The following is a 17,034-nucleotide window of genomic DNA, read 5'->3' on the forward strand; positions in this document are numbered from 1 at the left end:
GCGGGCAAAATGCCGCGATGGACACGTCCAAGCGTGAAATCGCCGCCGCTGCAGCCCGTCTCGTCGTCGAGGAAGGGCTGGAATACGGCCCGGCCAAGCGGCGGGCGCTGCGCGATCTCGGTCTGTCGGCGCGCACGGCGCTGCCCAACAACGACGAGGTCGAGGCCGAGGTGCGCGAGTACATCGAGCTCTTCTGCGCCGACACCCAACCCCAGGAATTGCATGCGCTGCGCCTGCTCGCCCTCGAGTGGATGGAGCGCATGGCGGTTTTCCGTCCTCACGTCGGTGGTGCCGTGTGGCACGGAACGGCCACCCGGCTGTCAGACATTTATATTCAGTTGTTCTGCGATGATTCCAAGTCGGCGGAGATCGCACTCATCGATCACCATGTCGACTACGAACCCCGCATGGTCACCGGCTTTCACGGTGAACAGGTCGAGGCGCTGAGCGTGCATGCCCCGAGCCGAGCGCTCGGTGAGGAAATCGGCGTGCACCTGCTCGTCTACGACCTCGACGACCTGCGGGGCGCGCTGAAGCCGGACGCACAGGGGCGTACGCCGCGAGGTGATCTGCCCGCGCTTCGCCGCCTCATTGAACGAGAAAAGGACAAGTGAATGACTTCTTCGCCCACCCGACGCGGCATGCTCTATGCCGGTGTGGCGGCAGCGGCTGCGGCCGCCGGGCTTGGTGGTGCCTGGTGGAACGAGCGCGCCAGTAGCGAAGCAGGCGGTGAGCAACTCGATGCAGCTTTCTGGGGCCAGAGCTTCGAGCGGCCGGAGGGGGGCGACCTCGTCTTGTCGAGTTTGCGCGGCAAGCCTCTGCTGCTGAACTTCTGGGCCACGTGGTGCCCGCCATGCGTCGAGGAAATGCCCATGATCGACGCCTTCTTCCGTAAAAACGGTGCGAACGGCTGGCAAGTGGTGGGTTTGGCGATCGATCAGCCCAGCGCGGTCCGCAAGTTCCTGCAGCGCACGCCAGTGACATATCCGACCGGGCTGGCCGGCTTGCAGGGTACCGAACTGGTCAAGAATCTGGGCAACACAGGCGGTGGTCTGCCCTTCACCTTGGTGCTGGACGGAGCCGGTTCAGTGGCGGCTCGTAAAATGGGCAAGCTGGAAACCACCGACCTGGACACTTGGCGACGCGAACTTGTTCGTGGTTAGAATCCGTCCCCTCCGCTGGCGTTAAGCGCCAAACGACGAAAATCAACGATTTTCGAACAAGTTAACAAGTTATATCCTGAAGACCGGCTCAGCCGGCACTGGAGTCCCATGGATCTGCGCAAACTCAAGACACTGATCGATCTGGTGTCCGAATCGAATATTTCCGAACTGGAAATCACTGAGACCGAAGGCAAGGTCCGCATCGTCAAGGGCGGCGGTGCCGCTCCGGTGCAGTACGTGCAAACATTGGCTGCGCCGCAAACGGCAGCCGCACCGGCCGCTGGCGCCCCCGCAGCGCCTGCTGCCGCCAGCGCGCCCGCAGCCGAGGCTGCACCTTCGGGCCATGCGGTGAAATCGCCGATGGTTGGCACGTTCTACCGCTCGTCGAGTCCGGGCGCTCCGGCTTTCGTCGAGGTCGGCAGCAAGGTCAGCGAAGGCGACACGCTCTGCATCATCGAGGCGATGAAGATCCTGAACGAAATCGAAGCCGACAAGTCCGGCACGGTCACCCAGATCCTTGGTGAGAACGGCCAGGCGGTCGAATACGGACAGCCGCTGTTCATCATCGAGTGACCATGTTCAAGAAGATCCTGGTTGCAAACCGGGGGGAAATTGCCCTCCGGATCCAGCGCGCCTGCAGCGAACTCGGCATCAAGGCCGTGATGGTGTATTCGGAAGCCGACCGCGACGCGAAGTACATCAAGCTCGCCGAAGAGGCCGTGTGCATCGGCCCGGCACCGTCGGCGCAGAGCTATCTCAACATGCCGGCCATCATCTCGGCCGCGGAAGTGACCGACGCCGAAGCGATTCACCCCGGTTACGGCTTTCTGAGCGAGAACGCGAACTTCGCCGAGCGCGTGGAACAGAGCGGTTTCCAGTTCATCGGCCCCACGCCCGACAACATCCGCACGATGGGCGACAAGGTGTCGGCCAAGCAGGCCATGATCAAGGCCGGCGTGCCTTGCGTGCCCGGCTCCGAGGGCGAACTCTCGGACGATGCCGCCACCAACAAGCGCATTGCCCGTGCGATCGGCTATCCGGTCATCATCAAGGCGGCGGGCGGCGGCGGTGGCCGCGGCATGCGCGTGGTGCATACCGAAGCGGCGCTGGTCAACGCGATCCAGATGACCAAGGCCGAAGCTGGCGCGGCGTTCAACAATGCGGCCGTGTACATGGAGAAGTTTCTCCAGAACCCGCGCCACATCGAGATCCAGATCCTCGCGGACAAGCACAAGAACGCCGTCTACCTGGGCGAGCGCGACTGCTCCATGCAGCGCCGCCACCAGAAGGTGATCGAGGAATCGCCCGCGCCGGGCATTCCGCGCAAGCTGATCGAGAAGATCGGCGAGCGTTGCGCGGCTGCCTGCAAGAAGATCGGCTACCGCGGCGCCGGCACCTTCGAGTTTCTGTACGAGAACGGCGAGTTCTACTTCATCGAGATGAACACGCGCGTGCAGGTGGAGCATCCGGTCACGGAGTTCACCACCGGCATCGACATCGTCAAGACGCAGATCATGGTTGCGGCCGGCGAGAAGCTGCCGTTCACGCAGCGCCAGATCCAGATGCACGGACACGCCATCGAAGTGCGCCTCAACGCGGAAGACGCGTGGAAGTTCACGCCGTCGCCGGGGCGCATCACCATGTGGCATCCGCCGGGCGGCCCGGGCGTTCGCGTCGATTCGCATGCGTACACCAACTACTTCGTGCCGCCGAACTACGACTCGATGATCGGCAAGATCATCGTCTACGGCGATACGCGCGAACAGGCGATGGCGCGCATGCGCACGGCGCTGAACGAGACCGTGATCGAAGGCATCCAGACCAACATCCCGCTGCATCGCGAGTTGATGGTCGACTCCAAGTTCATGACCGGCGGCACCAACATCCACTACCTGGAAGAGTGGCTGGCTGCGCATAAGCGATGATCACCCCCAGGCTTCGCGCACTTCGTGTCGCTTCGCCAACCCCCTTGCAGGGGGCAACACCGGAGGCCCGGCAAAGCCGGGTCCTCGGTGTTCCTGGTACAGAGGAAGCTTGTCATGTTTGAACTTCGGCTGATGGCGCCGGAAGACCGGGTCGAGACGCTCAGCGACGCACTCGACGCACTCGATGCGCTGAGCGTGTCGGTCGAAGACGCCGACGCGCAGACCGACGCCGAGCAGGCGCTGTTTGGCGAACCCGGCATGCCGCCGCCCAAGGACGGCTGGCAGCGTTCGCGGGTGATCGCGCTGTTTGCCGACGAGGCGCTCGCGAAGGAGGCCGCGTCGGTGCTCGCGCTGCAAGACTTCTTCGAGGGCTGCGAGGTGCTCGGCGTCGCGCCCGTGCCCGAGCAGGACTGGGTGCGGCTCACGCAATCGCAGTTCGCGCCCGTCGAGATCACGCCCGAATTCTGGATCGTGCCCACGTGGCACGAGCCGCCCGCACAGGCGAAGCAGGTGATCCGGCTCGACCCGGGCCTGGCCTTCGGCACCGGCACGCACCCGACCACGCGCATGTGCCTGCGCTGGATCGCCACGCGGGGCTCGCTGGGCAACCAGCGTGTGCTCGACTATGGCTGCGGCTCCGGCATCCTCGCGATCGGCGCCGCCAAGTTCGGTGCGACCGACATCGACGCTGTCGATATCGATGAAGCTGCGGTCTCCTCGACCGTGCTCAACGCGGAGGCGAACGCCGTTCGGTTGAATGCCGGACTGCCCGAAGCGGCCAAAGGCGCGTACGACACCGTGCTCGCCAACATCCTGGCGACGCCGCTCAAGGTGCTCGCACCGCTGCTGCGCAGTCATGTGAAGGCAGGTGGATCGCTGGTGCTGGCCGGCATCCTCGAGCGGCAGGCCGACGAGTTGAAGGAAGCCTACGCGCCGTACGCCGCGCTCGAGGTCAGCGATGCCGAGGACGGCTGGATCCTCATGACCGCTCGCTGCTGAGCGGCACCGGGCCACCGTTCGCGCCCCTCTCGCGGCGGGGGTCCAACCCTACAATCGCCCGGTCATGAGCCTCGTCACGCGCTGCCCTGCCTGCACCACCACCTTCAAGGTGGTGCGCGACCAGTTGCGCATCTCCGACGGCTGGGTGCGCTGTGGCCGATGCAGCCATGTGTTCGACGCCACCCTTGACCTGCACGAGGCGCAGGACGGTGCATCGCCGCCGCCGACATCGCGAGTGACGGCACAGGGCGGCCATGTGCCCGGATTGTTCGAGCCGTCCAACACGGCTGCAGCGACCACGCCGCCCGCAGTTTCCGAGCCGGTCGCGACCTCGCCTGAGCCGCCGACATCCCTGCCGGTTGAAGCGCCCGCTGCGCCGCCCGAAGAGGCTCCCGCACCCGCACCGGAAGACGCAGACTTTTTCGACGACGAGCAGGAAGCGCCATCGGCTTCGGCATCGGCGTCATCCCAGCCGCTGGCATCGCCTGCCTTCACGCTCACCTTGCCCGAACACGGCCTCGTCGCCGACGAGCCCTGGTCCGATCTCGATGCCACCGAGCCCGCATGGAAGCCGCCACCGAGCACGCTGCCGCCGTTCCCCGACATCGACCTGAACCTCGCGTCGCCGCCGCCCGCGCCGCCGCCGCCTGCACCGCCTCTGCCTTTCACGCCGCGTTTCATCAAGACGCGTGCGCTCATCCAGCAATCGAGCGACGACGGGGAGAGCGAGCGCGAGCAGGAAGAAAAGGACCACGACCAGGTGCAGATGCAGAAGGCATTGCGCCGCGCGCGTGCCAAGTCCGCCAAGATTGCGGGCGCCAAGGCGCGCGAGGAGCGTGCCGCCGCAAAGGCAGCCGAAGTGGAGGTCGAGCCCGTGGTGGTGCAGGCCGAGAGCGAGCCGGACTACTCGCTCTCTTCGGCCTTCGAGCCGCCGGTGGGCCATCCCTTTGCCGATGAGGAAGAGCATGCCGATGCGCTGCCGGGGTTCTGGCAGCGCAGGAGCGTGCGCACCGTGCTGGTGTTGCTGGCGCTGGTGGCCGTGCTGCTGCTCGCGGTGCAGGTGCTGCGCCATGAGCGCGACGGCATCGCCGCACGCCAGCCGAACCTTCGTCCTGCGCTTGCCGCGCTGTGCCGGTACACCGGCTGCGAACTCGCAGCCGTGCGCCAGATAGGCGACATCGTGATCGAAGGCGCGGCCTTCGCGCGCGAGAAGAGCGGTACCAACGACTACCGCCTGAGCTTCACCTTGCGCAACGGCGCGACCGTGCCGCTCGCGATGCCGGCGATCGAACTCTCGCTGCTCGACACGCAGGAGCGCGCCGTGGTCCGCCGTGTGTTGATGCCTGCCGACTATGGTGCGCCGGCGTTGCTGCAGGCTCGCGCCGATCGCGCGGCCTCGCTGCCGTTGACCTTGTCGGCCTCGGAGGCGGCGGCGCTGCCGCCCATCGCGGGCTACCGGGTCGAGGCCTTCTATCCCTGAGCGGGGCGCGTCCACTGTACGGTGCGCTCGCCTCATTCCCTTTCTCAAACCTTTTCCTTTACCAAACGGCTCACCATGGCAGCAGTGATTTGCGGTTCCCTCGCGTTCGACACCATCATGACTTTCGAGGGCCGGTTCGCCGACCAGATCCTTCCAGACCAGTTGCACATCCTCAACGTGTCGTTCCTGGTGCCCACGCTGCGCCGTGACTTCGGTGGCTGCGCCGGCAACATCGCCTACAGCCTCAACGCGCTGGGCGGCACGGCATTGCCGATGGCCACGCTGGGCAGCGACGGCGCCTCGTACCTGGAGCGCATGCGCACGCTCGGCATCAACACCGAGTTCGTGCGCCAGCTCGACGACACCTTCACCGCCCAGGCGATGATCATGAACGACGTCGACAACAACCAGATCACCGCCTTCCACCCCGGCGCGATGCAGCAGGCGCACATCACCAAGGTGACAGCGCGCGAGGACATCAAGCTCGGCATCGTCGCACCCGATGGCCGGGACGCGATGCTGCAGCACGCCGAGCAGTTCGCCGCCGCGGGCATTCCGTTCGTGTTCGATCCGGGCCAGGGCCTGCCGATGTTCGACGGAGAGGCGCTGCGCCATTTCGTCGAGCTCGCGAGCTGGGTGGTGGTGAACGACTACGAAGCCAAGATGCTCTCGCAGCGCACCGGCTGGAGCCTGGCCGAGATCTCGACGCACGTGCGCGGCCTGGTCGTCACGTTGGCTGGAGAGGGCTGCGAGGTCTGGGTGAACGGTGAACGCGAGCATGTGCCCGGCGTGGTGGCCACCGAAGTGGTCGAGCCCACGGGCTGCGGCGACGCCTGGCGCGGTGCGCTGCTGTTCGGTCTGGAGAAGGGCTGGTCGCTGGCGCAGTGCGCTGCGTTGGGCAACAAGGTCGGCGCGATCAAGATCGCACAGCGCGGCCCGCAGAACTACCAGATCGATCGCAAGGCACTGGGCCTCTGACCTGATCCGTCGCCGGCAAGACCGGCACCCATGAAAAAAGCCCGGCACCGTGAGGTGCCGGGCTTTTTGCCTTCAAGGCCGCTGAGGAGACTCAGGGCTTGCTGGCCGTGGGGAACGGCCAGGCTGCCTGGGGGTTCAGCGTCGTTTGCGCCGCGGGAGCGGGCGCTACGGCTGCAGCCTTGGCGGGCGCAGCAGCCTTGGGGGCCTTCTTCGCAGCAGGCTTCTTGGCAGCAGCGGCAGGCTTGGCAGCGGGCTTTTTCGCGGCTTTCTTGGCCGCAGCCTTCTTGGCAGGGGCCTTCTTGGCAGCAGCCTTCTTCGCAGGCGCCTTCTTGGCAGCGGCCTTCTTTGCCGGTGCCTTCTTCGCAGCAGCCTTCTTCGCCGGTGCTGCCTTCTTGGCAGCGACCTTCTTCGCCGGTGCCTTCTTCGCAGCAGCCTTCTTCGCCGGTGCTGCCTTCTTGGCGGCGACCTTCTTCGCAGGCGCCTTCTTGGCGGCTACCTTCTTGGCAGCGACCTTCTTGGCCGGAGCCTTCTTGGCAGCGACCTTCTTTGCCGGAGCCTTCTTAGCAGCCACGACCTTCTTTGCCGGAGCCTTCTTTGCGGCGGCCTTCTTGGCCGGAGCTTTCTTTGCAGTTGCCATTTCTATTTCTCCTTGATCAAGTTGAAAAAATCAACCTATTGAAGCACTCCACGCACGTTGGGTAGCGTGAAGCGATCCATGGCGTTGGAATCTGAGCTCCAGCACCATGAACACCTGAGCCCTCGTCCATGCCGCGCTCTTCGGCGCGATCGGTGGCAAGGGCAATTCTTGAATTCATTGTTCTTGTCGAAAGATTCAATCCCAGGAGAGCGCGCCACCCGATTGGTACTCGATCACGCGCGTCTCGAAAAAGTTGCGTTCTTTCTTCAGGTCAATCATTTCGCTCATCCAGGGGAACGGGTTTTCCTCGTTCGGGAAGAGCGTTTCGAGGCCGATCTGCTGCGCGCGCCGATTGGCGATGTAGCGCAGGTAGCCCTTGAACATGGAGGCGTTCATGCCGAGAACGCCACGCGGCATCGTGTCTTCGGCGTATCTGTATTCGAGCTCGACGGCCTTCATGAAGAGGGCCTTGATCTCTGCCTTGAACTCGGGGGTCCACAGGCCAGGGTTCTCGAGCTTGAGCTGGTTGATCAGGTCGATGCCGAAGTTGCAGTGCATCGACTCGTCGCGCAGGATGTACTGGTACTGCTCCGCGGCGCCGGTCATCTTGTTCTGGCGGCCCAACGCAAGGATCTGCGTGAAGCCGACGTAGAAGAACAGACCTTCCATCAGGCAGGCGAACACGATGAGCGACTTGAGCAGCGTCTGGTCGGTCTCGTGGGTGCCGGTGTGGAAGTTGGGGTCGCTGATGGCGTCGATGAACGGGATCAGGAACTGGTCCTTCTCGCGGATCGACGGCACTTCGTTGTAGGCGTTGAAGATCTCGCTCTCGTCCAGGCCGAGCGACTCGACGATGTACTGGTACGCGTGCGTGTGGATCGCTTCCTCGAACGCCTGGCGCAGCAGGAACTGGCGGCACTCGGGCGCGGTGATGTGGCGGTAGGTGCCCAGCACGATGTTGTTGGCGGCCAGCGAATCGGCGGTCACGAAGAAGCCGAGGTTGCGCTTGACGATGCGGCGCTCGTCTTCGGTCAGTCCGTTCGGGTCCTTCCACAACGCGATGTCGCGCGTCATGTTCACTTCCTGCGGCATCCAGTGGTTGGCGCAGGTGGCGAGGTATTTTTCCCACGCCCACTTGTACTTGAACGGCACCAGCTGGTTGACGTCGGTCTGGCCGTTGATGATGCGCTTGTCGGAAGCCTTGACGCGCTGGGCGGCGGCGGGCGTTGCCGCTGCATCAACCGAACGCAGTGGCGTCGATTGTGTGATCGACGAAGTCGACGCATCCACCGGACGACCTGCGGGTGAACCGATGGTCGATGCGCTGTGGTGCTGCAATCCTTGTTGCATGTCCTTTGGTAAGGAGGGCTTGACTTCTTCGTCCCAGGTCAACATAGAAAAATCCAATGCTCAAATTATCGGAGCAACGATGTGAGTTGCAAAGTGCTCGTTCACACCGCACGCCATTTATGTGGTTGTTATGTTGCTCGCATGCATCGCGCGATGTCAGTCAATGTCGCCATTGAGTGAACGTCGCGCGTCTTTCGCATGCACCTCGCCGATTCGCTGAAGCGTCGCGCGCATTTCTCGATGCATCGCGCGACGCTTCACATGCACATCACTGGCAGGCTTCGCAGGTCGGATCGTCCACGCCGCAGAACGCGATGTCGGTGGCGGGAATCGCATTCATCTGCGCTTGCGCAGCAGCGGCCGCGGCCTCGAGCGCGCTCATGCCCGATGGTGCTTCGTTGCCCGAGGACACCGCGTTGAGCCGGCCCGATTGCACCGTCGACTTCTCGGCGTGCGTGGCGCTCTGCGTGCGCAGGTAGTACGTGGTCTTCAGGCCGCGCAGCCATGCGAGCTTGTACGTGTCGTCGAGCTTCTTGCCCGATGCGCCGGCCATGTAGATGTTCAGCGATTGCGCCTGGTCGATCCACTTCTGGCGTCGCGCGGCGGCTTCCACCAGCCACGTGGTTTCGACTTCGAACGCGGTGGCGTAGAGCGCCTTCACGTCCTGCGGCACGCGGTCGATGGGGCGCAGCGAACCGTCGAAGTGCTTCAGATCCATGACCATCACGTCGTCCCACAGGCCCAGGCGCTTCAGGTCACGCACCAGGTAGTGGTTGATTACGGTGAACTCGCCCGACAGGTTCGACTTGACCGACAGGTTGCCGAAGCAGGGTTCGATCGAGGCGTCCACGCCGATGATGTTCGAGATGGTCGCGGTCGGGGCGATGGCCACGCAGTTCGAATTGCGCATGCCGTCGGCCTTGATCTTCGAGCGCAGCGCGTCCCAGTCGAGGGTCGCCGAGCGGTCGACTTCGACGTAGCCGCCGCGTGCCTTCTCGAGCAGGTCGAGCGAGTCGATCGGCAGGATGCCCTTGTCCCACAGCGAACCCTTGTAGCTCGAGTACTTGCCGCGTTCCTTGGCCAGTTCGGTCGACGCCCAGTAGGCGTGGTAGCAGATGGCTTCCATCGACTCGTCGGCGAACTGCACGGCTTCGTGCGAGGCGTACGGAATGCGCAGTTCGTACAGCGCGTCCTGGAAGCCCATCAGGCCCAGGCCGACCGGACGGTGGCGCAGGTTCGAGTCGCGGGCCTTCTTCACGGCGTAGTAGTTGATGTCGATCACGTTGTCGAGCATGCGCATCGCGGTCGAGATCGTCTTCTTCAGCTTTTCCTGGTCGACCTTGCCGTCCTTCAGATGCTGCAGCAGGTTCACCGAGCCGAGGTTGCACACCGCGGTTTCGGTGTCGCTGGTGTTCAGCGTGATCTCGGTGCACAGGTTCGACGAGTGGACCACGCCGGCGTGCTGTTGCGGCGAGCGCACGTTGCAGGCGTCCTTGAACGTGATCCAGGGGTGGCCGGTCTCGAACAGCATCGTGAGCATCTTGCGCCACAGGTCGGTGGCCTGGATGGTGCGAGCGGGCTTGATCTCGCCGCGGGCCGCCTTCTCTTCGTAGGCGACGTAGGCGCGCTCGAATTCGGCGCCGAACAGGTCGTGCAGGTCGGGCACGTTGGAAGGGGAGAACAGCGTCCAGGTGCCCTTTTCCATCACGCGGCGCATGAACAGGTCGGGGATCCAGTTGGCGGTGTTCATGTCGTGCGTGCGGCGGCGGTCGTCGCCGGTGTTCTTGCGCAGCTCCAGGAACTCCTCGATGTCGAGGTGCCAGGTTTCGAGGTACGTGCAGACGGCGCCCTTGCGCTTGCCGCCCTGGTTCACGGCCACGGCCGTGTCGTTCACCACCTTCAGGAACGGCACCACGCCCTGCGATTCGCCGTTCGTGCCCTTGATGTGGCTGCCGAGCGCGCGCACGCGGGTCCAGTCGTTGCCCAGGCCGCCCGCGAACTTCGAGAGCAGCGCGTTTTCCTTGATCGACTCGTAGATGCCGTCCAGGTCGTCGGGCACCGTGGTCAGGTAGCAGCTGGACAGCTGCGAGCGCAGCGTGCCGGCGTTGAACAGCGTGGGCGTGCTCGACATGAAGTCGAACGACGACAGCACTTCATAGAACTCGATGGCGCGCGCTTCGCGGTCGATCTCGTTCAGCGACAGGCCCATGGCCACGCGCATGAAGAAAGCCTGCGGCAGCTCGATGCGGGTCTTGCGCACGTGCAGGAAGTAGCGGTCGTACAGCGTCTGCAGGCCGAGGTAGTCGAACTGGTTGTCGCGCTCGGCCTTCAGGGCGGCGCCCAGGCGGGGCAGGTCGTACTGCAGCAGCTTCTCGTCGAGCAGGTCGTTTTCGACGCCCTTCTTGATGAACTGCGGGAAGTAGTCGGCGTAGGCGGTGGCGCGCTCGGCGGGCATCACTTCGCGGCCGATGATCTCCTTGAAGATCGTGTGCAGCAGCAGGCGCGCGGTGGCGAAGGTGTAGTCGGGGTCCTTCTCGATCAGCGTGCGGGCCGCGAGGATGGAAGCCTTGTAGACCTCGTCGAGCGGCACGCCGTCGTACAGGTTGCGCATCGTCTCGGCGACGATCGGCGCGGCCGTGATGTTGTCGCCCAGGTTCTGGCAGGCCGACTCGATCAGGCTCTTGAGTTCGTTCAGGTCCAGCGCGACGCGTTCGCCGTTGTCCAGCACGTGCAGTGCGGGTGCGGCCGGCACTTCGTTCTCGACCTGCTTCGAACGCTCCTGCGTGCGGCGCTCGCGGTACAGCACGTACGCGCGGGCGATTTCATGGTGGCCGCCGCGCATCAGGCCGAGTTCGACCTGATCCTGCACGTCCTCGATGTGGAAGGTGCCGCCGCCCGGACGCGAACGCACCATGGCGCGAATGACGCCCTGCGTGAGCGTGTCGACCGTCTCGCGAACGCTGGCCGAAGCGGCGCCCTGGGTGCCGTGCACCGCCAGGAAGGCCTTCATCATCGCGATGGCGATCTTGTTCGGCTCGAAGGGCACGACCGCGCCGTTGCGGCGAATGATCTGGTAGTGCGCCAGGTTCTGGCTGGTGGGCGAGCCGGCAGTGTCTCGCTGCTGCTGCACGGGCGCGGAGGGCACGGCGCGCGAGGTCGATTGGGGGTTCAGGGCTGTTTGCATTCGCTTCCTCTCGGTTGGCAATTCTTGTTGGATGGCGGCACCTGGGCTGGGTGCCGCGCCGGTGCTGGCGACCGGACCGGGGGACACTATATCTAGGGTGTCGGTGGCCTACAAGCCACTACAGGTAGTGTTTTCCTTCGGATACACCCACTGTCATATTTCATTCGGCAGGGCCTACCGCCGGAGATGGCCCATGAATACTGGCCTATGTTCGCGCAACCCGCGCGGTGCTTGGCTTGCGAGCCGATTTGGGCTTGCAACCCGCATGGTTGCTGGGCGCGGCATTTGCAATCTGCGTCGCGATGCGTTCGCGGCGCAGCGCATCGCGACGGTTCACGCGATTGAAAAAATTAGCAATCGACCACCTGCGCCGGAAACATCTGTGGATCCCAGCCGAGCTGTTCGCGCAGCGCGCGCCAGTCGAAGCCGGCGCCCGGGTCCTGCTTGCGGCCCGGTGCGATGTGCTCGTGTCCCGCGATGTGGGCGATGGGGTAGTGCTGCGCGAGCGCGGCGCACAGGCTGGCGAGCGTCTCGTATTGCGCGTGCTCGAACAGCCCGCCCTCGAGGCCCTCGAGCTCGATGCCGATCGAGTCGTCGTTGCAGTTCGCGCGTCCGCGCCACGACGACACGCCGGCGTGCCACGCGCGGTCGTCGCAGCTCACGAACTGCCACAGCTCGCCGTCGCGGCGCACGTAGAAATGCGACGACACCTCGAGCCCGCGGATCGACTGGAAGTAGGGGTGCGCGTCCCAGTCGAGCCGGTTGGTGAAGAGCCGCTGCACCGCGTCGCCGCCGTACTCGCCGGGCGGCAGGCTGATCGAGTGCAGCACGATGAGATCGGTGGGAGCGACCGCGGGGCGCGGCCCGAAGTTGGGCGAGCGCAGCGCCTTCGCGAAGCGGTACCAGCCGGCCTGCCAGAGTGCGCCGCCCCTGCCGCGGTCGCCGCCGGGGTCTTCAGTCGTCGGGCTGGCTGCTTGCGCCATCGTCGCCGTTCGGTGTGGTGATGCCCAGCCGCGCGATGCGGTAGCGGATCTGCCGCAGGCTCATGCCCAGCCGCGCGGCGGCGGCCGTGCGGTTGAAGCCGCTTTCGTGCAGTGCACGCACCAGGATCTCCCGTTCCTGCTGGTCGAGGTAGGCCTGCAGGTCGGAGGGCAGCGGCAGTGGCGCGGCCTTCGGCGCGGCGGGCGCCATGGGCACGGGCGTGGCCGACGCGACGGGCGCGCCAGGCGACTGCGGCTGTGGCATCAGCGGCGCGGGGGCGGATGCTGCGGCTTCGGCGGCGGCGGTGAAGCCACCCATCAGGTCGAGGTGAAGCTCGTCGCCGTCGTTCAGCGCGACGGCGCGGTGCAGCAGGTTTTCCAGTTCGCGCACGTTGCCGTCGAGCGGATGCATCGCGAGGCGGCGCAGCAGGTCGGCCGACAGGTGAGGCACCGGCAGCCCGCCGTCCTGCGCGATGCGCGCGAGCAGGGCGGCGCACAACGCGGGCAGGTCTTCGCGGCGGTCGCGCAGTGCGGGCACCGCGATCTCGATCACGTTGAGCCGGTAGAAGAGGTCCTGCCGGAAGCGGCCGGCCTGCACTTCGGCGTGCAGGTCCTTGTGGGTGGCGCTGACGATGCGCACGTCGACGGCTTCTTCCTGCGTCGAGCCGATCGAGCGCACGCTGCGCTCCTGGATCGCGCGCAGCAGCTTCGACTGCATGGCCAGCGGGAGGTCGCCGATCTCGTCGAGGAACAGCGTGCCGGCGCTCGCGGCCTGGAAGTAGCCGTCGCGGTCCTGCGAGGAGCCGGTGTACGAACCTTTCTTCGCGCCGAAGAACTCGGCCTCGAGCAGGTTCTCGGGGATGGCGCCGCAATTCACTGCGACGAAGGGGCCGTCGCTGCGCTGGCTGCAGGCATGCACCGCGCGTGCCACCAGTTCCTTGCCGGTGCCCGACTCGCCGCGCACCAGCACCGGCGCCATGCCACGCGCCACCTTGGCGATTCGCGACTTCACGAGGCGCATCGGCTCCGATTCGCCGACGAGGCGGTCGAGCGCGGCGATGCCGGTGCCCGACGTGGCGGGCGGTGTCTCTGCGCCATTGCCGGCCGCGGCCGGTGCGTGCGCGGACCTGGCCGGAACCTGCGGCACCGGTGGTGCCTGGCGCGCCTGCACGGCGGAAGCGACGACCGCGCGGAACTGCTTCAGGTCGACCGGCTTGGTCAGGTAGTCGAAGGCGCCGGCCTTCAGGGCCTCGACCGCGTTCTCGGCCGAGCCGTAGGCGGTCATCACCACGCAGCGCTCGCTGCGCTGGTCCTTCTGGATGCGATGGATGATTTCCATGCCCTGTCCGTCGGGCAGCCGCATGTCGGTGATCACCGCGTCGAAGCGGCCCGTTTCCAGGTGCTGCCATGCTTCCGACACGCTGCCTGCGGCCTCGACGCGATAGCCCTCGCGCAGCAGCGTGAGCTCGTACAGCGTGCGCAGATCGGGTTCGTCGTCGATGACCAGGATCTGCGCCGGCCGCTGGTTGGAAGGGGTGGGAATGCTCACGGCGCTATTGTGTCAGCCGGTTTTCGCTCACGGCGAAGCTGACGAAGAATTCATTGCCCTCGGGGCCGCCCGGCGCGAGCGACCGGCGCTCGTAGCCGATGGTGGCGCCATGCCGGCGGCACAGCTCGCGGCACAGGAACAGGCCCAGGCCGCTCGAGCGGCTCTCGGAAGAGAAGAAGGGCTCGAACAGGTGCCGCTGCACCGCCGGCTCCAGCGGCGCGCCGTCGCTCCACACCATGAGGCTGGGCCGGGCGGAGCCGCCGCGCTGCAGCGTCGTCAGCACCTGGATCGAGCCGTCCTGCTGGCTCGCATAGCGCGACGCGTTGTCCAGCAGGTTGACCATCAGACGGCGCAGGTGCTCGGCGTCGAAGCGCACGTCGCTGCCGGGCGCATCGAGCGAGATCAGCACGCCCTTGCGCTGCGTCTGGCGCACCCATTCCTCTGCCAGCACCTGCACCGCGGGGTCGAGCACCACCTGCTCGCCCAGCGACAGCACCCGTTGCTGGCGCGCGCGCGAGACGTCGAGCACGTCGTCCACGATGCGCGCGAGCCGCTGCGCGTTGTGCTGCACCATGCTCGTGAGCTTGCGATGCCCGGGGTCGGTGAGGTCTTCGGCGAGCAGCGCGCTGGCCTGCGTGATGGCCGCCAGCGGATTGCGGATCTCGTGCGCCACCGCGGCCGACATGCGGCCCATCGCGGCGAGCTTCTCGGTGCGGATGCGCGCCTCGAGTTCGCGCAGGTCCTGCAGGAACATCACGCACAGGCTGTCGACGTGCCGGTCGCTGGTGGGCGTGAGCCGGGTGCGCACGCGCACCTCTCGCGCGGCGCCGCGCGCCTGCGCCACCGGGATTTCTTCCGCCTGCGGCGCGCGGCGCGCGAAGGTCTGGCGCGCCAGCGCGGCCAGGGCGTGCCACGCGGGCTGCGCGTGCAGCGGGAACGGCAGCGCCAGCTTCGCCAGGCCCTGGCCCAGGATGGCGTCGGCGGCCGGGTTGGCCGCGTGCACGAGGCCTTCGGCATCGATCACCAGCACGCCTTCGCTGAGCGTCTCGATCACCAGGTCGTTGACCTCCGCCTGCATCTGCGCGCTGCTGCGGCTGCGCTGCGCCACCGCCTCTTCGCGCGCCAGCCGGCGTGCCAGTTCGTGCGCCAGCAGCGCGACCACGAAGAGTCCAGTGCCGGTGAGCGCCGCCTGCACGAAGCGGGTCGACGAATCGACGGGCTGCTGCAGCCAGTGCCAGCCGGCGTCGGCCAGCAGCAGCAGCGTGACGGTGGCCGCGGTGCCCAGGCTCACGGTCATGGTGCCGAGCACCGCGCTCATGAGCACGGGCAGCGCGAACAGCGGCGTGTAGTTGACGTTGCCGCCCTGCAGCACCTGCAGCGCGGTGAAGGCGGCCAGGTCGATGCCGATGGTCAGCAGCCACAGCGCGGTGAAGCTGCGGATCGGCGGGCGGAACCGCGTGTAGCGCATGCCCAGCCAGCTGGCGGCCAGGTAGAGGCAGGAAATGGCAACGGCGGCGGGCTGCACCGTCTGGCCCATGGCGTAGGCCACGCCCTGCAGCAGCATCAGCACCAGCGCCACGAAGCAGCGCGCGCCCATGAAGCCGCGCCAGAGGCGGATCAGCGCGGAACTCTCTCCCGCTCCCGCCGGGTCGAGCACGTCCCAGTCGGTGGCCGGCTCGCCGTGCGACGAGAGGCGCGAACTCATCGCGCCGCGGCGGCGTCGCGGTGGGCGCTGCTGCAGTAGACCGCGCCGCCCGGGCCGGCGATGGCATCGGCGGCGGGCAGGTGCAGGCCGCAGTGGGCGCAGCGCACCATGGCCTGCGGCGGGCCGGGCGGACCGTTCGGCGGCGGCGTGACACGGGCCTTGGCGGCGCGTTCGCGCAGGGCCTCGCGCATTTCTTCGCGGCGGTTCTTGCGCCAGAGCCAGATCGCGATCCAGAGCACCGCGAGGACGAGCAGGTATTTCATACGGGAGGGCGTGCCAGTACCACCTCGAGCACGAAGCGCGAGCCCACGTAGGCCAGCAGCAGCAACGCCGAGCCGGCGTACAGCACGCGGCGCGCGGTGCGTCCGCGCCAGCCGAAGCGCAGGCGTCCGACCAGCAGGATGGCGAAGGTGATCCAGGCGAGCACCGAGAAGATGGTCTTGTGGTCCCACTTCCAGGCGCGGCCCGCGGCGCCGTAGAGCTGTTCGCTGAACAGGAGCCCTGCGAGCAGCGTGGCCGAGAGCAGCACGAAGCCGGCGGCGACGAAGCGGAAGGTGAGGCGTTCGAGCGTGAGCAGCGGCACGCCGCCCTGCGGCTCGTTGGTGGCGAGGCGGATCTGCTTTTCGGCCCGGGTGATCAGCCACGCGTGCACCACGGCCGCGGCGAACAGGCCGTACGACGCGATGCCCAGCGCCAGGTGCAGCGGCAGCCAGGGCGAGGCCGCGACATGCAGCGGCGTTCCGGGGAACAGGATGGCCAGCAGCACGGCGGCCGCGCCCAGCCAGGCGAGCGCGCGGCGCACCTTCAGTTGCGGGTACATGCGGCTTTCGACCGCGTAGACAGTGAGCACCAGCCACGCGGTGACCGACAGGGCAGGGGCGAAACCGAAGCGGGGATCGCTGCCGATCAGGCCGTGGGCCAGCACGGCCGCGTGCAGCAGCCATGCGATGCCGAGTGCCCATTGGGTCGATTGGCGGCTGAGCCTGGCGCCGGCGGCGGCGACAAATCCATAGGCAACCGCGGTGGCGATGCCCAGCGCCACGCCGAGTGGAGAGGGGATCGCTAAAATCATCGGCCGGAGTTT

At 66.5% G+C, this 17,034-nt stretch carries 15 protein-coding genes; 7 read left to right on the forward strand and 8 right to left on the reverse strand.

Going from position 1 to position 17,034, the window contains the following annotated elements; genetic code table 11:
- Window positions 1-17 precede the first annotated feature (17 nt).
- From AACL56_RS07495 to AACL56_RS07525, 7 genes are all read left to right on the forward strand, one after another.
- Window positions 18-614: a hypothetical protein gene (locus AACL56_RS07495; RefSeq protein WP_339089195.1), complete on the forward strand. Its 597-nt coding sequence runs from the start codon at window positions 18-20 to the stop codon at window positions 612-614.
- Window positions 615-1,163 (forward strand): TlpA family protein disulfide reductase, encoded by a 549-nt coding sequence (locus AACL56_RS07500; RefSeq protein WP_339089196.1) that lies wholly within the window; start codon window positions 615-617, stop codon window positions 1,161-1,163.
- A 108-nt stretch (window positions 1,164-1,271) separates the two neighbouring features.
- Window positions 1,272-1,736, forward strand: a complete 465-nt coding sequence (accB, locus tag AACL56_RS07505; protein ID WP_339089197.1) for an acetyl-CoA carboxylase biotin carboxyl carrier protein — start codon at window positions 1,272-1,274, stop codon at window positions 1,734-1,736.
- Window positions 1,737-1,738: 2 nt separating this feature from the next.
- Window positions 1,739-3,088, forward strand: coding sequence for an acetyl-CoA carboxylase biotin carboxylase subunit (accC, locus tag AACL56_RS07510; RefSeq protein ID WP_339089198.1), 1,350 nt, complete (start codon window positions 1,739-1,741; stop codon window positions 3,086-3,088).
- A gap of 114 nt (window positions 3,089-3,202) precedes the next feature.
- Entirely contained in the window at window positions 3,203-4,087 is an 885-nt protein-coding gene (prmA, locus tag AACL56_RS07515) for a 50S ribosomal protein L11 methyltransferase (protein ID WP_339089199.1), read from the forward strand.
- A 64-nt stretch (window positions 4,088-4,151) separates the two neighbouring features.
- Complete coding sequence (locus AACL56_RS07520; RefSeq protein ID WP_339089200.1) at window positions 4,152-5,567, forward strand: zinc-ribbon and DUF3426 domain-containing protein; 1,416 nt, start codon at window positions 4,152-4,154, stop codon at window positions 5,565-5,567.
- 75 nt (window positions 5,568-5,642) lie between these two features.
- Complete coding sequence (locus AACL56_RS07525) at window positions 5,643-6,545, forward strand: carbohydrate kinase family protein (protein ID WP_339089201.1); 903 nt, start codon at window positions 5,643-5,645, stop codon at window positions 6,543-6,545.
- A gap of 91 nt (window positions 6,546-6,636) precedes the next feature.
- On the opposite strand, the gene AACL56_RS07530 is transcribed toward AACL56_RS07525, so the two are convergent.
- The 8 genes from AACL56_RS07530 to AACL56_RS07565 form a co-directional block, all read right to left on the reverse strand.
- Window positions 6,637-7,182, reverse strand: coding sequence for a histone H1-like DNA-binding protein (locus AACL56_RS07530; protein WP_339089202.1), 546 nt, complete (start codon window positions 7,180-7,182; stop codon window positions 6,637-6,639).
- Window positions 7,183-7,377: 195 nt separating this feature from the next.
- The gene (locus tag AACL56_RS07535; protein ID WP_339089203.1) at window positions 7,378-8,577 is read right to left on the reverse strand and encodes a ribonucleotide-diphosphate reductase subunit beta; all 1,200 of its coding nucleotides are present in this window, start codon (window positions 8,575-8,577) and stop codon (window positions 7,378-7,380) included.
- Window positions 8,578-8,800: 223 nt separating this feature from the next.
- Entirely contained in the window at window positions 8,801-11,716 is a 2,916-nt protein-coding gene (locus AACL56_RS07540) for a ribonucleoside-diphosphate reductase subunit alpha (protein WP_339089204.1), read from the reverse strand.
- Window positions 11,717-12,066: 350 nt separating this feature from the next.
- Window positions 12,067-12,699, reverse strand: coding sequence for a 1,6-anhydro-N-acetylmuramyl-L-alanine amidase AmpD (ampD, locus tag AACL56_RS07545; RefSeq protein ID WP_339089205.1), 633 nt, complete (start codon window positions 12,697-12,699; stop codon window positions 12,067-12,069).
- Window positions 12,671-14,245, reverse strand: coding sequence for a sigma-54-dependent transcriptional regulator (locus tag AACL56_RS07550; protein WP_339089206.1), 1,575 nt, complete (start codon window positions 14,243-14,245; stop codon window positions 12,671-12,673). The genes ampD and AACL56_RS07550 overlap by 29 nt, the downstream gene beginning before the upstream one ends.
- Window positions 14,246-14,249: 4 nt before the next feature.
- Window positions 14,250-15,950 carry a two-component system sensor histidine kinase NtrB gene (locus AACL56_RS07555; protein ID WP_339089207.1) on the reverse strand — a complete coding sequence of 567 codons (1,701 nt, stop codon included), beginning with the start codon at window positions 15,948-15,950 and terminating at the stop codon, window positions 14,250-14,252.
- The gene (locus tag AACL56_RS07560; RefSeq protein ID WP_339089208.1) at window positions 15,947-16,213 is read right to left on the reverse strand and encodes a PP0621 family protein; all 267 of its coding nucleotides are present in this window, start codon (window positions 16,211-16,213) and stop codon (window positions 15,947-15,949) included. Before AACL56_RS07560 ends, AACL56_RS07555 begins: the two co-directional genes overlap by 4 nt.
- A complete protein-coding gene (locus tag AACL56_RS07565) occupies window positions 16,210-17,022 on the reverse strand; it encodes a cytochrome C assembly family protein (RefSeq protein ID WP_339089209.1) in 813 nt (270 codons plus the stop codon). Before AACL56_RS07565 ends, AACL56_RS07560 begins: the two co-directional genes overlap by 4 nt.
- Window positions 17,023-17,034 lie beyond the last annotated feature (12 nt).

The sequence above is a fragment of the Variovorax paradoxus genome (genome assembly GCF_902712855.1).
Taxonomy (GTDB): Bacteria; Pseudomonadota; Gammaproteobacteria; order Burkholderiales; family Burkholderiaceae_C; genus Variovorax; species Variovorax paradoxus_Q.